Raw genomic sequence first — 15,421 nt, forward strand, 5'->3', positions numbered from 1 at the left:
AAAGCTGGGAGGGCGGGCGATTCCTCTCGGCCAGGCGACACCGCGGCAGGATCGCTAGGAAACAGGTGGGGTCAGCACCGAGTCGTCGCCGTTGCCCCAAATCCCTCGGATTTGACGCTTGGTGATCTTCCAGCCCTCGTCCGTCCGGTGGAGGACGTCGTCGTAGTTGCCGCCGAGGATGTACTGTCCGCTGCTGCTGCTGCTGCTGCTGCTGCCGCCGCCGCTGCCGCTGCCGTCTTCGCGCACGTGCTGAGCGATGAAGGTGGCATGCGTGGTGGCGGTGTTGGCTTCGACGGTGATCTGGATGTTGCCCACGAGGTGCTGGGTGGCGTCAAAAGGCTCAAGGAATGCCTTCGCCCCTGCGATGATCGCCTCGCGGCCATCGACGTTCGCGTTCATGTAGTCGCCTACGGCGTCCGGGGCGTAACAGGTCGCGAGCAGATCCCAGTCGCGGGCATCCATCGCGCGCGCGACGGTGTAGATCAGTTCCGTGATGGCCGCCCGGTCCAGGAGCTCCCGGACGGAATCGGATGCTGTGGTGGTAGTCATTGTGCTTTTCCTTGAGAAAGTGCGTAGACGCTTTGAGGAAGCAGTTTGGGGCTGCTGGCCGCCGACCTTCTGGTGAGTGGTGATCGGCGATATCAGGGAGGCGGTGCCCTGGCGAGTGTCAGAAACCGCGTGGTTCAGCGATGGGGGAGGGGCGGGGTGGCGGCTTATCCGTCGGCGCGTTCCAGTACGACGACGGGGATCTGCCTGCCGGAGGCGGATTCGAACTCGGCGAACTTCGGGACGAGCGCTATCTCTTTCGCCCAGAGCCGCTCACGTTCCGCACCCTTTGCGAGCCGGGCCACGACGGGCACGGTTTCCGTGCCCACCTCGACCGCGGCCCGCGGATTGGCCATGAGGTTGTGGTACCAGACGGGATGGCGCGGGCTGCCGCCGTGGGTGCCGAAGACGGCCCAACTGTCGCCGACCGGCTGGTAGAACAGCGGGCTGATCCGCTCGCGGCCAGTCCTGGCCCCCGTGTGGTGCACCAGGATGAGCGGCATGCCCTGTTCGTCGAAACCGGGAAACCGGGGCGGAACGGGACGGCCCGCGGCGAATTCCTCTTCGCTGCTCCAGGGCACGTACCCGGCGTTGGCGCGGAATTCGGCGATGATCTGTTCGTTCCAGCCGCCGACGGCAGGGGGTTTGGTCTCGCTCCCGCTCTCGTGGGCGGTGGTGGTGGACGGGTCAGACACAGCATCCCCTTCGTTATCCGGAGCACTTGCTCCACAAAGTAGCACGGCGCGGAGCGTGCGCTCCGGATAAGGGGATATGCTCGGTCCCATGGCAGGGGACGAAACAGAAGGAACCATCCGGCGCCGCGCGCCGCGCGTGGACGCGATCCGCAACCGGGAAGCGATCATCGAGGCCGCCGCCGACGTCCTCGCCGAGCAGGGCACCGCGGTGGACGTCCGCGAGATCGCCCGCCGCAGCGGCGTAGGCATGGGCACCCTCTACCGGCACTTCCCGAAGAAGGAAGACCTTGTCCGTACCGTCCTGCACAGGGATTTCTCGCGGTGGGCGGACTCCGCGCGCCGGGCCGCGGTCGACGCCGAGGACCCCTGGGCGGCACTGACCGACTTCTACCAGCAGGCCCTGACCGGCTACGCGCATCACCGCGCGACCATGGAGAACTTCGCGCTGACCTGGTCGGAACCCAATCTGGAAGGCATCCAGCAGCTCCGCCTCGTCATCGACGAACTGTGCGCCCGCGCCCACGCCGCGGGCCTGCTGCGGCCCGGCGTGACCACCGACGACCTGCTGCTCCTGCTGGTCTCACTCGGCCGCGCCGTCCAGCTCACCGACCAGTGCCGCCCGCACATGTGGAACAGGCTGCTGCACCTCTCCCTCGACGGCCTGCGCGCCGACCACCGCGAACCGCTCCCCACCGACCCCGCACCCGATATCCACCGCCGGAACCCGGACCAGAAACCCCCTCGGCGCTGATGCCGGTGCTGCTCTCGGGCCATGGATAAAGCGCGAGTTCAGGTGGAACGGGCGTCCGCGTCCTGCCAGGCGTTGCACCGTTTCGCCTTGGCACGGTGGGCAGTTGCCTTCTTGTCGTACGCCCGCGCCTTCTTCTTGTAGGCGACGGCCTTCTTCTCATGCCCCAGCAGCGTCTCGTGCGCGCGATGGCCCAAACCGCATGAGGTGCCGGGCCCTTGGCGGTGACGGTCGGTCTCGATCCGTACGCTTCGGGCCTATACGGTCCTGATCTGTACGGTCTTGGTCTATACGGTCTTGATTCGTACGGTCCGGGGCCCGGGCCTGTGGGCCCCGGTGCGGTTCCGGCCGGTCAGGGCTGCACGCTGATCTCGCCGATGCCGGTACCGATGCTGCCGCAGTGCGCGGTGGACTGGCTGGACTGTCCCGGCTGGAGTGTGACGTGCTCGCCATCCACATCGGGCGCCCAGCCGCACACGAGGTGCACCCAGAACGTCTGGGGCGTGCCGCCGTTGTTCTGGCACAGCGCGTACCCCGTGTAATCGTCATTGGCGTGCTTGCCGGTCTGGCAGGAAAGGCCGGGCGGGGTGGCCGCAGCGGGCGTGGCCGTGACGACGAGCGTGGTCAGTCCGGCGATGGCGGCTCCGGCCAGCATGGTCCGGGAAACGCGGGTGACGTACTTGTTCACGGTCTTCTCCTCTTGAAGTGCGAAGGCGTTCGAATGGGGCGGCATCCGGGCGCTGACGTGCGGAAACGTGCGCGGACGGAGATGGCCGGGCGCGAGCGGCACCCGGTGTACGAATCCGCTGAGCCGCCGGATTCCCCCGTTCACGTACGTACACGTTCCGTCCGGCCGAGCCGTCGCGGTACCTCACAGGAGTCAGGGTGGGGGCGGGAGCCCCGGCAGCCACAGCCAGCCGTACGCGCTGCGCGCCACGCGCCACGCGCCACGCGCACGGCCTGTCCATCTGACGGTGGAACAGTGGTGGCGCCGACGCACGGCCCGTTCCCACCATGGGGCATGGACCATGCGCCGCGCATTCCTCTTCCTTTCCTCCCTCTCGCTGCCGCCTGCTCCGGGCCCGCCAAGAGGCCCGCCGCGCCCGTACTCCGCGACGGCGTCGCGTATGCCACGTACCGGCGGTGAGCAGTGGCCGACACCGCGCCCGTGCCCGACGTGCCCGCCACCGCCGACGCGCCCGCGCAGGCACGGGAGCGTGACGCGCATGGAGGGCCCGGCCATACGGTGCTCATGGCCGCGGTCATCGCCCTGCCCGCCGTAAAGATCGCCTACACCGTCGGCGGTGGGGAAGCGGCCACGGAAGTACTGACCGGCCTGGAACCGGGCAACTGGCCCGATGTGCTCATCGGCATGCTCCTGTCCAGCGCGCCGCTCACCGCCGTGCTCGCCGTCGTCGTCTCCCGCATGGTCTTCGCCTACTTCGCCGCGAAGGGAGCCGTCCCGCACGCCAGGTCGTTCGCCGCCACCCTGCGCGCGCTGGCCCTCGCCGCGGTCAACCCGCTGGCGGTCGGCATCGTCATGGCCGTCCTGTTCGGCCCGTGGTGGGGGACGGCCACCGGGCTGACGGCCTGTCTGCTGCGCCAGGGAATCGTCGCCGAGTACCGGGTGGGCCGCCGCGGCCCCGGTGGCCGCCGGCGCCGTCTCGCCGGGGCGCCGCGCACCTGGGGCCACCGCTTCGCCGGAGCCGAGCAGTGGGCGGCACTGCTCCTGGCCGTCCTCGTCCTGCCCGTCGCCGCGTTCGCGTCCGCACTCGACGGTACGTCCTGGGCGCCCCTCGTCGACTGCGCCGTCGACACCGGCCACGGCGGCGCACCGGACCGTCTGATCGAACTCGGCCGCAAGGGCAGCGGCGTCGTCGGCTGGTCCCTCGCCCACCACGAGGTCGTCAACGGCACCGCCTGCGCCGTCGCCGAGACCCGTGTCGTACACCCGCCGTGGTGGGAGCGCTGAGCGTACGAGCGCGTGCCGCGCCCCTTCCGAGCCGATGGGCGGTGCCGCCGCCCTGCCCGTCGCCTTGCGTCCGTATCCACGCGGGTCGAGCAGAGGGCGGGGACCTCCAATACCCAATCGACCTCCTACCGCTTCGGTACCAAGGGGGAGGTGATGGACACCGTCCTGGAAGAGGTCGGGTTACGCGCGCACCGGGCGCGATCTCGCAACGCGTCGCGGGCGCACCGCCCTCGTCCCCGTCACCGCACACCCGCTCGGCACGGACGAAGGCGGCGACTTCATGGCCCGCTACGGACCACGCGACCCGAAGGCCGCGCGCCGACTCGTGCGTTTCATGGGCTTCTCCGTCGACGGCACACCAGAGGATTACCGCAACGGCCGCTCCGAGCCGAGGTCGCCACGTCTGGAGGCGTACCAGCGGCTGCTGAACGGCTGGGCGGCGAAGTACCCCGCCGCCCCCACCGCCCCCAGTGCTGCACCAGCCCCGGCCGCCGCGCCGCAGCCGCGGGCCCCGGAGACCATCCCCAGCCCCGCCACGCCCGAACCGCAGACCTTCGCCCCGGCGGAGGCCCCGGCTGCCCCCGAGCGCCCCGCCCCTCCGGCCGCGCGGCCGGAGGCAACACCACGTCGGCCTGCCGCGAAGAAGGCGGCACAGCCCGCGGCCGACCCGCGCTTCCTGCACGGTCCCCTTGCCGTACTGGACGGTGACGGCTCGGCATACGGCGTCGACGGCATCGTGCTCGACTGCCCGGCGACCACGGTGCCGGAGCTGGTGGAGTGGACGCTCAAAGAGTCCGGCCTCGGCGTGGCGAAGCTGAACCGCTACGGCAAGGACTCCGACCCGCTGATCGTGCTCACCGCCGCGGCCGCCGTGAAACTCGGGCTTCCCGAGCGCCTGGAGGGCCACGAGCAGCGCCGCTCCCTGCGCCTGCCCGAGGACCACCCGGTCGTGAAGCAGGTGGCGAAGGCGAAGTGGCAGCTCACGCAGCGCGGCTTCGGCCCATGGGCCAGGATCTACCGCAAGGCGCAGGGTCACGAGCGGCAGTGCGTGCAGTTGGCGATCCTCTCCTGGGATGCCCTCGACGACCGGTCCTGGCCCGGCGTCTCCGACATGGAGCCGGCCGACATCGCCCGCGTCCTCGGCGTCTACGCGACCCGTGTCATCACCCCGCGCGGCTCCACGGCCGTATCCGGCCTGGAGCTGATGACGGCGGTGCGTCCGCCCACGCGCGCCGTGCGGGATGAGGCGACCGGCAACTGGGTCTCCGGCTACAACCCCGGTTCACTGGGAACGGAGCCGATGGACCCGGCCCCGCCGGAGGCCACCGCCGAACACCCCGTCGTCGTGAACTCCGGTTGGACCGGCGGGTTCCTGGACGAAGAGGCGTATCAATGGGTGCGGCCGGTGGACTTGCTCAGCGATGATGAGTGCCTGCTGCCGTACGCCGTCGGCCTGGACCTCAACACCGCCTTCCTCGCCGCCGCGTTTCGCCTGGTCGTCGGCCTCTCCGCCCCCGACCACTTCCACACCCCGCAGTTCAACAAGAAGATCCCTGGAAGCTGGCTCGTCGACCTCTCCCACATCGAGCTGGACCCGCGCCTGCCCAGCCCGCCACATCAAGGGCGGCGACGCCGTCCTGGACGAAGGGGAGTAGCCGGTGGGGGAGATCGAGGACGCCATCGAGCGCGCCGACCGCGAGGCGTTCACCCGCCAGCCGCCCAAGACGCTCCAGGCGCGTATCAACTACCTGCTCAAGCAGATGGGGACCGCGAAAGCGGTCGAGGCGGAACTCGGCATCACCGCCGACTCCGTCAACCGCTACCGTCGCGGCGCCCGGAAGAACCCGCCGAAGGATTTGTGCACCGGCTTCATCCGGGTGCCGGACTTGACGTGGTCCCGGCTCGAACACCCCTCCGAAGCCGTCGAAGCGGGCCAGCGGATCACGGCGGAAGTGATAATCGCCGAGACGCGAACCGGACAGGTCGCGCTCTCGCTGAAGGCTCTGCGGGAGGACCCACAGGTACGGTTGCGTGCTGCTGACGGGCCTGATGGCCAGGCCTATTGACGATCGCGAACGTCAGCGACGCGGATCCTGGCTGATGAGCATGCGCGGGGGCCCGTGCACTTTGGCTCCAACCTTCGCGCGTCATTGTCGTGTCCGAGATCGACGTTGCCCGATGCCGTTGACGGCCCGGCCTCTCATCGCTCGATTTCAGATTCGAACATATCTGATCGGCTTCGTGAGGGGTTTTTGAATGGCCGCGGAGGTGCCATAGGCTGCCGGGCAGCGAACGGGGGGCGGGATGAGCGCCAGTGGTACGGAAAAGGCCGGCTCGGGAGCCGGCTCGGGAAATGACGGTCCGGGGAGGTCTGGTCCGGTAAAGGGCGACACAGTCGACAGCAAGATCTCCGGCGGACGTGCGCACAACGTCGTGCAGGGCGGGACCATCTCCAGCCTGACCTTCACGGAGGCGCCGCCGCGTCGTGCTTTCCCGCCGGTGATCATTTCTGTGGCGTTCCTCGTCGTCATGGGCGTTGTAGGCGGTGTCTTATTCGCGGTCCTCAACCACCAGACGCCTTTGGCGGAGCATCAAGTGCTGAAGTACGGCCCCGTCCCCGGTGCCGAGTCACGACCGGGTTCGGCCGATGTGAAGGTTTCCCCGTCGCCGTCCGCTCCTGCGGCGGGACCTCCTGCGGCGTCCGGGGAAGCGGCCGCCCCCGGAGAGGGAGCCGCGCGACCGGGCGGCCAGGACGAGGACATGAGTTCCAGGGAAGGGGCGGCGCGGAAATCTCAGCCGTCGCCCGCCGAGCCGTCCGCGAAGCCCAACTCGTCCTCGGCCACCACATGGAAGATCGTGGCGCAGGAGGAGACGATACTCGGGCAGGAGGTCATCGATGGCGATCCGTGCGGCCACTATTCGCTGTGCGCATATCGCCGGGCGAGGCATCAGGGACGGTACGACTTTCCTGCTCCGGACAGCGGGCCGCCAGGGAAAACCTGCTACAGCTTCCCGAGCGGCGATCCCGGTTTCGTCTCCGTGTTCAATGGCCGCGGTTATTCGTACCGGGTTTATGAGAGACCGAAGTGCGAAGGGGGAATGGAGACCATCACTCCCATGACCACCAACTATCAGGATCTCAAGGTCATCTCTCGCTTCCGTTCCTATGTGAAGGCTTAACTGCCTGCGGGAGCGTCAAGAGAGCCGCGCCGACCGCCTGCGCCTTGGCTGAGGACTGCGCGCGGAACATGTTGCCGAGCGGGGCGCGTACGCGCCAGGGACTGCGAGACGGCCCTTGGGCTGTTCGGGTGTTCCCGGGGCGATGCTCCGTGTCGGCCGGGCAGCTTTGAACGAACGAAGCGGCGGCTGTGCGGGCCGGTCCGGGCTGCACCATCCGGTGGTCGTTCGACGGCACTATGACGTCATTGTCGTGGCTACGACCACGCCGCGGTCTAGCTGGCGAAGCCGCCCTTGGGCTGGATGATCTCCAGGTTCGTGCCGTCCGGGTCGTTGAAGTAGGCGACCTTGGTGCCGAGCGCCGCCTCCGGGGTGACCTCGCCCGCGGCGAACGTGTAGTCGTCGCCGAGGAAGCCGTAGCCGGCATCCTTCATCCGCTGGTATACGGCGTCGAAGTCGTCGACCTTGAGGCAGAGGTGCATGGAGCCGGGGCGGTTCGCTTTGCCGTTCGTACGCTCGCCGACCGGCTCCTGGAACTGGATGAGGTCGATGCCCAGGCTGTTGTCCAGGTTGATCGTGGCGTACCGCAGCTTCGCGGTGGGCAGCCCCTGCGACGTTCCGAACGGCACGCTGTGCATGGTCCCCTCCGCTACGGGCTCCCGCCCGGTGAGGGCCTGGTAGAACGCGATCGAGGCGTCCAGGTCCGAGACCGAGATCCCGACGTGGGCGGCTTGGGTGAGGTTCATCGGGGTGGTGGCGGTGCTCATGTCGCATCCCATCGTTGTGCGCTCTGCCGCCACGGGGACACACACGCGGGTGAGCGGGCGTGGGCGTGGGAGCAGAGCGGCTCCAGCAGGAACTGGACAGGAGCAATTCTTCGGCAGGGCGACGGAGTGCGCACCTTGCCGACGTCCGCGTCGAGGGGCGGCGGAGCGGCGCGGATCGCCGCCCCGCCGTACCCGTCGGAAGCGTCAGTTGACCTCGTCCGGGTGGGGGCCGGTGCGCAGGTCGCGGTCGAGAGTGGCGATGGCGGCCATCTCGTCGTCGGTGAGGGTGAAGTCGAAGACGTCGAGGTTCTCGCGGATGCGGGCGGGCGTCACCGACTTGGGGATGACGATGTTGCCGAGCTGGAGGTGCCAGCGCAGGACGACCTGGGCGGGGGACTTGCCGTGGCGGGCGGCGGCCGCGGTGATGGCCTCGTCCTTGAGGACGGCGCCCTGCGCCAGCGGGCTCCACGCCTCGGTGGCGATGCCGTGCCGCGCGTGGGCGGCGCGCGGCTCGTTCTGCTGGAGGCCGGGGTGCAGCTCGATCTGGTTGACCGCCGGGACCAGTTCGGAGCCGGCGATGAGCCGGTCGAGGTGCGCGGGCTGGAAGTTGGACACGCCCGCGGCGCGGACCCGCCCCTCGGCGACGAGCTTCTCGATGGCCTTCCAGGACTCGCGGTACAGGTCGCGGGCCGGGGTCGGCCAGTGGATCAGGTACAGGTCGACGTGGTCCAGGCCCAGCTTGGCGAGGCTGGCGTCGAAGGCCCGCAGGGTGGAGTCGAAACCCTGGTCGGCGTTCCACAGCTTCGTGGTGATGAACAGCTCGTCGCGGGCGATCCCCGAGGAGGCGAGGGCGCGGCCGACGCCGGTCTCGTTGCCGTAGATCGCGGCGGTGTCGATGCTGCGGTAACCGGCTTCCAGGGCGGAGCTCACCGCGGCAGTGGTCTCGTCGTCGGGGACCTGGAAGACGCCGAAGCCGAGCTGGGGGATCTCGACGCCGTTATTGAGGGCGACGGTGGGGATGACGGACGGTGCCATGGTGTTTGCGGCCTTTCAGGTGGTGCGGGTCATACAGGCTGTAGGGACTGTATGGGCTGTATGCCCTGTATGGGGCATGTGGGGTGTGCGAGTCGTGCGTCGTACGAAGGGCGTGCGGCGTACGACTCGTACGGGGCCTCAGGACAGTTCTTCGACCGCCGTGGCGGCGAAGCCGTGGTCCTGCTCCGGGGCGCCCCCGCCGACGCCGATGGCGCCGATGAGGCGGCCGTCGCGGTGGACGGGGACTCCGCCGGCGATGAACAGCAGCGGCTTGTCGAGCGCGGTGGGCAGGGAGTGGAACGGCCCCTCGGGCTTGACGAGGTCGACGAGGTCCGCGGTCGGCGCGTTGAGTTGCAGGGCGGTGTAGGCCTTGCGGGTGCTGGTCTCGCCCGAGATCAGCACCGCCCGGTCGTCCCGGCGGAAGGCCAGCAGGTGGCCGCCCGCGTCGAGGACGGTGACGCTCACGGGGACCCCCGCGGCGTCGGCGGCGCGGCGCGCGGCGGTGACGAGGGCCTCGGCGTCCTGGGTGGTCAGCGGGGCGACGGCGAGGGTGGTGCTCATGACGGATTCCTTCGTGGACGGGCAATGCGGGTGGGAAATTCGGGTGGGGAATGGGAATGGGGGAGCGGGTGGGGGTGGACAGGGGGCGGGTCGCAGTGGCCCGCCCAGGTCAGCGCAGGACGGTTTCCGGCGTGCTCCGGTGCCCGGCGGCCCCTGCGACGACGCGTTCGGTGCCACGTTCGGTGACGTGTTCGGCGGTGCGGGTACGGCGGTGAAGGCGGGAGGCGAGCAGAGCGAGCAGGAGGGCTGTGCCGGAGAGGATGGCGCCGATCCAGTTGGGGGAGGTGTAGCCGAGGCCCGCGGCGATCACGAGGCCGCCGAGCCAGGCCGCGAGGGCGTTGCCGAGGTTGAAGGCGCCGATGTTGGCGGCGGAGGCCAGGGTCGGAGCGGCCGAGGCCTGGTCGAGCACCCACTTCTGAAGCGGCGGGACGGTCGCGAAGCCGAGCGCGCCGATCAGGGAGAGGGTGATCGCGGCCAGCACCTTGTTATGGGCGGTCGCGGTGAACAGCAGCAGCGCGCCGGTGAGCGCCGCGAGGGTGGTGAGGAGCATCGGCATGAGCCTGCGGTCGGCGAACTTGCCGCCGAGGAGGTTGCCCAGGAACATGCCGATGCCGAAGAGGACGAGCAGCCAGGTCACCGTGGCCTCGGTGTAGCCGGCCACCTCGGTCATCATCGGAGTGATGTAGGTGATCGCGGCGAAGACGCCGCCGTAGCCGAGGACGGTCATGGCCATGGCCAGCCACACCTGCACATTGCGGAACGCGGCGAACTCGGTGCGTACGGACACGGAATCCGGCCGGCCCGTCTCGGGCACCAGCTTGGCGACGCCGAGGAAACCGATGACGCCGAGCGCGGCGACGAGGAGGAACGTGACGCGCCAGCCGGCGGCGTGGCCGATGTACGTACCGCCGGGGACGCCGACGATGTTGGCCACCGTCAGGCCCATGAACATCAGCGAGATGGCCGAGGCCTTCTTCTGCGGGGCGACGAGTCCGGCCGCCACCACGGAGCCGATGCCGAAGAACGCGCCGTGCGCCAGGGAGGCCACGATCCGGCCGATGAGCATGATGCCGAAGCTCGGAGCGAGCGCGGACAGCGTGTTGCCGATGACGAACAGCGTCATCAGGAACAACAGCATCTTCTTGCGGGACACCTTGGTCCCGAGGACGGTCAGGAGCGGCGCGCCGAACACGACGCCCAGGGCGTAGCCGGAGACCAGCCAGCCGGCGGTCGGGATGGTCACGCCGAAGTCGCCCGCGACCTGGGGCAGCACGCCCATGATCACGAATTCGGTGGTGCCGATCCCGAAGGCCCCGATGGCGAGAGCCAGGAGCGCGAGAGGCATGGGGAGCTACCTTCCAGGTGCTTGCGTTGGGCGCTTACATCGGAAGACAATAGTTGCACACGCTGGTTAAAGCAAGCGCTAGCTAATCGTGGATGCATGTACTGTCGCGTGCAACAATTGAAGGTGGTCGCTCCTCGGCCTCGGCGGAACGGGGCTGTTGAACGGGCCGTTAAACGGCTCTGACCTGCAACGATGTAGAGGTTGCAGGTTCGTGATGATGCCGGTGAGGGCTGTGCTGTTGTGGTTTCTGCCGGTGGTTCCTGCCGGGACGGCCTCCTGGCGGGAGCGGCCGCCCGGGACAGGAGCGGCGGGGCGGGCCGGATAGGGGACCGGACGGGGGCCGGACGGGGGCCGGACAGGGGCCGGACGGGCCGGTCACGTGCACCCCCGCCTGACGCGCCGTACGACCACGTCCGAGGAGCGCGGATCACGGCCGCCCCCTCCGTCCCCTCTTCCACGCGGACCAGAGAGACCGCGGTGCTCGAACGGTCAGGGCTCGATGACCACCTTGATCGCGCCGGCCTTGCGGTCGGCCGCGACGCGGAAGGCTTCCCGGGCCTCCTCGATCGGGTACCGATGGGTGATGAGGGTGCGCGCGATGTCCGGCTGCTCGGCCAGCATGGAAGCGACCTCCCCGACCTCGCGGACCCCGTCGTGCCGGCCGTAGGAGATGCTGTTGACGTACGTCAGCTCCTTGACCTGGCTCACGGCGCTGCCCGGAACCGGCATCTTGTCCAGGTACACGCCCAGGGAAACGATCCTGCCGCCGCGCCGTGCGGCCTCCGCGGACCGGGCCAGGCTCGATTCACCGCCGGCCGCGTCGATCACCACGTCGTACGCGCCGCTCGGCCGGCCGGCTCCCAGCTTGTCGGCCGCCGCCAGCTGATGGGGGTGGCGTGCCTCCACATCGACGTCGATCCCCTGGTACCGGGCCGCCGCGGCGGCCAGCAGCCCGATCGTGGCTCCGCCGACCACGAGGAGCCGTTCCCCCGGCCGTACCTGCGCCCGGCGCAGCGCGTGCCAGGCGACCGCGCCGGGCTCGATCAGGCCGGCGTCCCGTACGTCCAGTCGCGGCGGCAGCTCCAGCAGCGTGTATTCCGGCACCACGACCGTCTCGGCCATGCCCCCGTCGCTGAAGACGCCGAGATTCCCGTGCCCGGGTTCGACGCACCGCTGCGGGTGCCCGGCGCGGCATTCCTCGCACGTACCGCCGTAGAGGGTCGGCTCGACGAAATAGGCCGTGCCGTTGTCGTCGACCCCGGCGAACTCGTGGCCGTAGACGAATCCGGTGATGCCGGCGCCGACGAACTGCACATCGGTGCCGCAGATCCCGGCGGCGGCCACCGAGATCCGCACCCCCGCGCCGCCCGGCGCTCCGTCCGGCAACCGCTCCGGTTCGTCGACCTCCACGGTGCGGATTCCAGCATCGGTGTTCACGACCGCGCGCATGCTGTGTTCTCCCTGTTGTTCTAGTAGGCGTGACACTGTGTCGCTCTGTAGGCGTTACGCCGTCTCAGTTCTCAGTTCTCAGGCGCCAGCGTCCGCGGCACGAGGGTGAGCGGGCCTCACCCCATCGGGGTGATTGGATCGCAACCATGGAACTTGCCGACGCCGGGCGGTCCGTGGCCGGCCGCTCACCCCGCCTGCGCGCGGGCCGGGTGCAGCGGCCCGCGTTGTACGAGCGGCTCTCGGCCGCGGGCCGGGTGACCGTGATATCGGCCCCGGCCGGCAGCGGGAAGACCGTCCTCGCCAGGGAGTGGGCCGACCAGGCGGGCGGCGCCGACCGGATCGCCTGGACGGCGGCGGTCGGCCCCGACGGACGCGACCCGCAGCGGTTCTGGCTGTCGGTCCTCGACGCGCTGCGCGCCACGGCCGCGGGGTCCACGCTGGTACGGGCGCTGACGGCGGCGCCGGACCTGGACGGCTGGGAGGCCGTGGAACGCCTGCTGACCGACCTGGCGCCGCTGACGGACCCGATCTGGCTGGTCGTCGACGACGTGCACGAGCTGGACCCGGCCGAAGGGCGTCGGCAGCTCGAACTGCTCGTGATGCGCGCGCCGGCCGAACTGCGGTTCGTACTCGTCACCCGGCACGACGTACGGCTGGGACTGCACCGCCTGCGGCTGGACGGCGAACTGACCGAACTCGGCACCGCCGACCTGCGCTTCACACCGGAGGAGGCCCGGCACCTGCTGGCCGCCGCCGGGGTGACGCTGCCCGAGCCGTCGCTGGCGCTGCTGCACAGCAGGACCGAGGGCTGGGCGGCGGGGCTCCGGCTCGCCGCCCTGTCGCTCGCCGGGCACCGGGACCCGGAGCGGTTCGTAGCCGAATTCTCCGGCAGCGAGCGGACCGTGGCCGAGTACTTGATGGCCGAGGTGCTGGAACGGCAGGCCCCTCCGGTGCGGGAACTGCTGCTACGGACCTCGGTGCTGGACTGGGTGACCGGCGAACTCGCCGACGCGCTCACCGGCGGCAGCGGCGCCGAGCGCGTCCTGCAAGACCTGGAGCGGGCCAACGCGTTCGTGTTCTCCCTGGACGCCTCGCGGTCCCGGTTCCGCTACCACCGGCTCTTCGCCGACCTGCTGCGGCTCGAACTGCGCCGCACCGCGCCGGACGAACTCGCCGCGCTGCACCACACCGCCGCCGATTGGCTCGCCGGACACGGGCACCCGGTGGACGCGATCCGGCACGCCCAGGCCGCGGGCGACTGGCGCCTGGCCACCCGCCTGCTGGCCGACCACTGGGCCGCGCTGCACCTGGACGGCCGGACGGCCACCGCGCACGATCTGCTCACCGGCTTCCCCGACGGCGAGGCCGCGGCGGACGGCGAACTCGCCGCCCTGTTCGCCGCCGACGAACTCGCCCACGGATCGGTGGCGGCGGCGCAGCGGTACCTCGGACTGGCGGAGCGCGGCGCGGCCGCAGCACCCGCCGACCGGCGCGACCACCTGCGGCTCCTGCTCGCCATCGTCCGGCTGATGCTGGCCCACCGGCGCGGGGACCTGCCGGCCGCGGCCGAGCAGGCGCGGCAGGCGCAGCGGCTGACCGAGGCCCCCGACGCGACGCGGCCCCCGCTCGGGGAGGAGCTGCGGGCGCTGGCGCTGATCAGCCTCGACAGCAGCGAGTACTGGACAGCCAGCTTCGCCGAGGCCCGGCGGCACCTGCAACAGGGCCGTGAACTGGCCCGCCGGACCCGGCGCCCCTACCTGGAGTTCAGCAGCCTCGCCTACCAGGCGGCCAACGAGTTCTTCCTCTCCTTCGACCTGGCGGCCGACCACGGCATGCGGGCGGTGGACCTGGCACGGCAGCACGGCTGGACCGACGAACCGGCCGCCGGGGCGGCTTACATGACCCTCGGCGCGGTACGGGCCTGGCAGGGACGGCTCGACGAATCGGAACACTGGGTGCGGCGCGCCGAACACACCATCAGAGCCGCCGCCCAGCCCTTGGCCGGGATGGGCATCTGCCATGTACGGGCGACCCTGGCGTCGGCGCGCGGCCGGAACGCGGAGGCGCTGGCCGCCTTCGAGGCGGCCGAGCAGCTGTCCGGACTCCTGGCCGCGCCGAACCCCGTGGCCACGTCGATGTACGGGTTCCAGTTGCAGGCCCTCGTCCGGCTGGGGGAGACCGATCGCGCCGCGCGGATCCTGAACGGGCTCGACCACGCGGACCGGGACAAGGGAGAGATGCGGATCGTACGGGCGATGCTGCGGCTCGCCCAGGGAGACCCGCGCGCCGCGGTCACCGCGCTCGCGCCGGTCCTGGACGGTTCGGCGCCGCTGATCTGGCGGGCCTGGTCGGCACAGGCGTTCCTGCTGGAAGCCATCGCCCGGGACAAACTGGAAGAGCCGGGTGCCACCGAACGCGCCCTCGAACGGGCACTGGACCTGGCCGAACCCGACGGCGTACTGATCTGGTTCCTGCTGCACCCCGCCCGCCACCTGCTGAACAGACACTACGCACACCGCACCCGGCACGCCTCCCTCATCACCGACATCCGGAACCTGTCCGCGGGGAGCGGCCCCGCCGCGGCCACGTGGGCCGCGCCGCCGCTGGAACCGCTCAGCCGCAGCGAGATGCGGGTGCTGCGCTACCTGCCGACCCATCTGCCCGCACCGGAGATCGCCCGGGAACTGACCGTCTCGCGCAACACCGTCAAGACCCACCTGCGCAACATCTACCGCAAACTCGGCACGCACGGCCGAGCCGAAGCAGTCGCCCGCGCCCGTGCCCTGGGCCTGCTCGCACCGTTCGCCCGCCCGCTGTGAGGCGGGAGCCGGATGCCTGCGACTTCGCGAACTTCATCGCGCCCGCCGCCCGCCGCCCGCGGATCCGTCTTCCGCCGCGCCCGATTCAACGGCCGGCGGGGCCTTGGGCGCGTGTGACGGAGGTGAGGGGGCAGTCGAGTTCGCGCAGCGGTATGCCGAGTTCAGCCACTGGATGCTCACCACTGCCCCTGCCACGTGAGGCGGCGGTTCGGCAGTATCGAGTACGGGGTCGGGACTGTCCCCCTGCGTCGGCGTGACCAGGCAGCTATCGTCGCCTGATGTCTGAAGCTCCTGAGAAGTTCAACAC

The 15,421-nt window shown here is 70.4% G+C and carries 14 protein-coding genes; 5 read left to right on the forward strand and 9 right to left on the reverse strand.

Going from position 1 to position 15,421, the window contains the following annotated elements; all coding sequences use genetic code 11:
• Positions 1 to 54 precede the first annotated feature (54 nt).
• Together ACFU99_RS01835 and ACFU99_RS01840 are read right to left on the reverse strand one after the other, a co-directional pair.
• Positions 55 to 549: a nuclear transport factor 2 family protein gene (locus tag ACFU99_RS01835; protein ID WP_384384304.1), complete on the reverse strand. Its 495-nt coding sequence runs from the start codon at positions 547 to 549 to the stop codon at positions 55 to 57.
• 164 nt (positions 550 to 713) lie between these two features.
• Positions 714 to 1,241 (reverse strand): nitroreductase family deazaflavin-dependent oxidoreductase, encoded by a 528-nt coding sequence (locus ACFU99_RS01840; protein WP_384384307.1) that lies wholly within the window; start codon positions 1,239 to 1,241, stop codon positions 714 to 716.
• 88 nt (positions 1,242 to 1,329) lie between these two features.
• On the opposite strand from ACFU99_RS01840, the gene ACFU99_RS01845 reads away from it, so the two are divergent.
• Positions 1,330 to 1,992, forward strand: coding sequence for a TetR/AcrR family transcriptional regulator (locus ACFU99_RS01845; RefSeq protein ID WP_384384309.1), 663 nt, complete (start codon positions 1,330 to 1,332; stop codon positions 1,990 to 1,992).
• 38 nt (positions 1,993 to 2,030) lie between these two features.
• Here ACFU99_RS01845 and ACFU99_RS01850 read toward each other — a convergent pair whose 3' ends face one another.
• A complete protein-coding gene (locus ACFU99_RS01850; RefSeq protein WP_384384312.1) occupies positions 2,031 to 2,186 on the reverse strand; it encodes a hypothetical protein in 156 nt (51 codons plus the stop codon).
• A 155-nt stretch (positions 2,187 to 2,341) separates the two neighbouring features.
• Positions 2,342 to 2,644 carry a hypothetical protein gene (locus ACFU99_RS01855; RefSeq protein WP_384384339.1) on the reverse strand — a complete coding sequence of 101 codons (303 nt, stop codon included), beginning with the start codon at positions 2,642 to 2,644 and terminating at the stop codon, positions 2,342 to 2,344.
• 495 nt (positions 2,645 to 3,139) lie between these two features.
• Between ACFU99_RS01855 and ACFU99_RS01860 the strand changes: the two genes are divergently transcribed.
• From ACFU99_RS01860 to ACFU99_RS01870, 3 genes are all read left to right on the forward strand, one after another.
• Positions 3,140 to 3,961, forward strand: coding sequence for a hypothetical protein (locus tag ACFU99_RS01860; RefSeq protein WP_384384314.1), 822 nt, complete (start codon positions 3,140 to 3,142; stop codon positions 3,959 to 3,961).
• A 334-nt stretch (positions 3,962 to 4,295) separates the two neighbouring features.
• Entirely contained in the window at positions 4,296 to 6,002 is a 1,707-nt protein-coding gene (gene tap, locus ACFU99_RS01865) for a telomere-associated protein Tap (RefSeq protein WP_384384341.1), read from the forward strand.
• A gap of 263 nt (positions 6,003 to 6,265) precedes the next feature.
• Positions 6,266 to 7,141, forward strand: a complete 876-nt coding sequence (locus ACFU99_RS01870; RefSeq protein ID WP_384384316.1) for a hypothetical protein — start codon at positions 6,266 to 6,268, stop codon at positions 7,139 to 7,141.
• Positions 7,142 to 7,413: 272 nt separating this feature from the next.
• On the opposite strand, the gene ACFU99_RS01875 is transcribed toward ACFU99_RS01870, so the two are convergent.
• The 5 genes from ACFU99_RS01875 to ACFU99_RS01895 form a co-directional block, all read right to left on the reverse strand.
• The gene (locus tag ACFU99_RS01875) at positions 7,414 to 7,905 is read right to left on the reverse strand and encodes a VOC family protein (protein ID WP_384384318.1); all 492 of its coding nucleotides are present in this window, start codon (positions 7,903 to 7,905) and stop codon (positions 7,414 to 7,416) included.
• Positions 7,906 to 8,109: 204 nt separating this feature from the next.
• On the reverse strand, positions 8,110 to 8,940 hold the full coding sequence (locus ACFU99_RS01880; protein WP_384384321.1) for an aldo/keto reductase: 831 nt from the start codon (positions 8,938 to 8,940) through the stop codon (positions 8,110 to 8,112).
• Positions 8,941 to 9,078: 138 nt separating this feature from the next.
• Positions 9,079 to 9,501 carry a heme-binding protein gene (locus ACFU99_RS01885; RefSeq protein ID WP_384384324.1) on the reverse strand — a complete coding sequence of 141 codons (423 nt, stop codon included), beginning with the start codon at positions 9,499 to 9,501 and terminating at the stop codon, positions 9,079 to 9,081.
• Between the two features lie 109 nt (positions 9,502 to 9,610).
• A complete protein-coding gene (locus ACFU99_RS01890; protein WP_384384327.1) occupies positions 9,611 to 10,846 on the reverse strand; it encodes an MFS transporter in 1,236 nt (411 codons plus the stop codon).
• Between the two features lie 489 nt (positions 10,847 to 11,335).
• Positions 11,336 to 12,295, reverse strand: coding sequence for a zinc-binding dehydrogenase (locus ACFU99_RS01895; protein ID WP_384384330.1), 960 nt, complete (start codon positions 12,293 to 12,295; stop codon positions 11,336 to 11,338).
• Positions 12,296 to 12,441: 146 nt separating this feature from the next.
• Here ACFU99_RS01895 and ACFU99_RS01900 point away from each other — a divergent pair, with 146 nt between their 5' ends.
• A complete protein-coding gene (locus ACFU99_RS01900) occupies positions 12,442 to 15,114 on the forward strand; it encodes a LuxR C-terminal-related transcriptional regulator (RefSeq protein WP_384384333.1) in 2,673 nt (890 codons plus the stop codon).
• Positions 15,115 to 15,421 lie beyond the last annotated feature (307 nt).

The organism is Streptomyces sp. NPDC057654 (genome assembly GCF_042800135.1).
Lineage (GTDB): Bacteria > Actinomycetota > Actinomycetes > Streptomycetales > Streptomycetaceae > Streptomyces.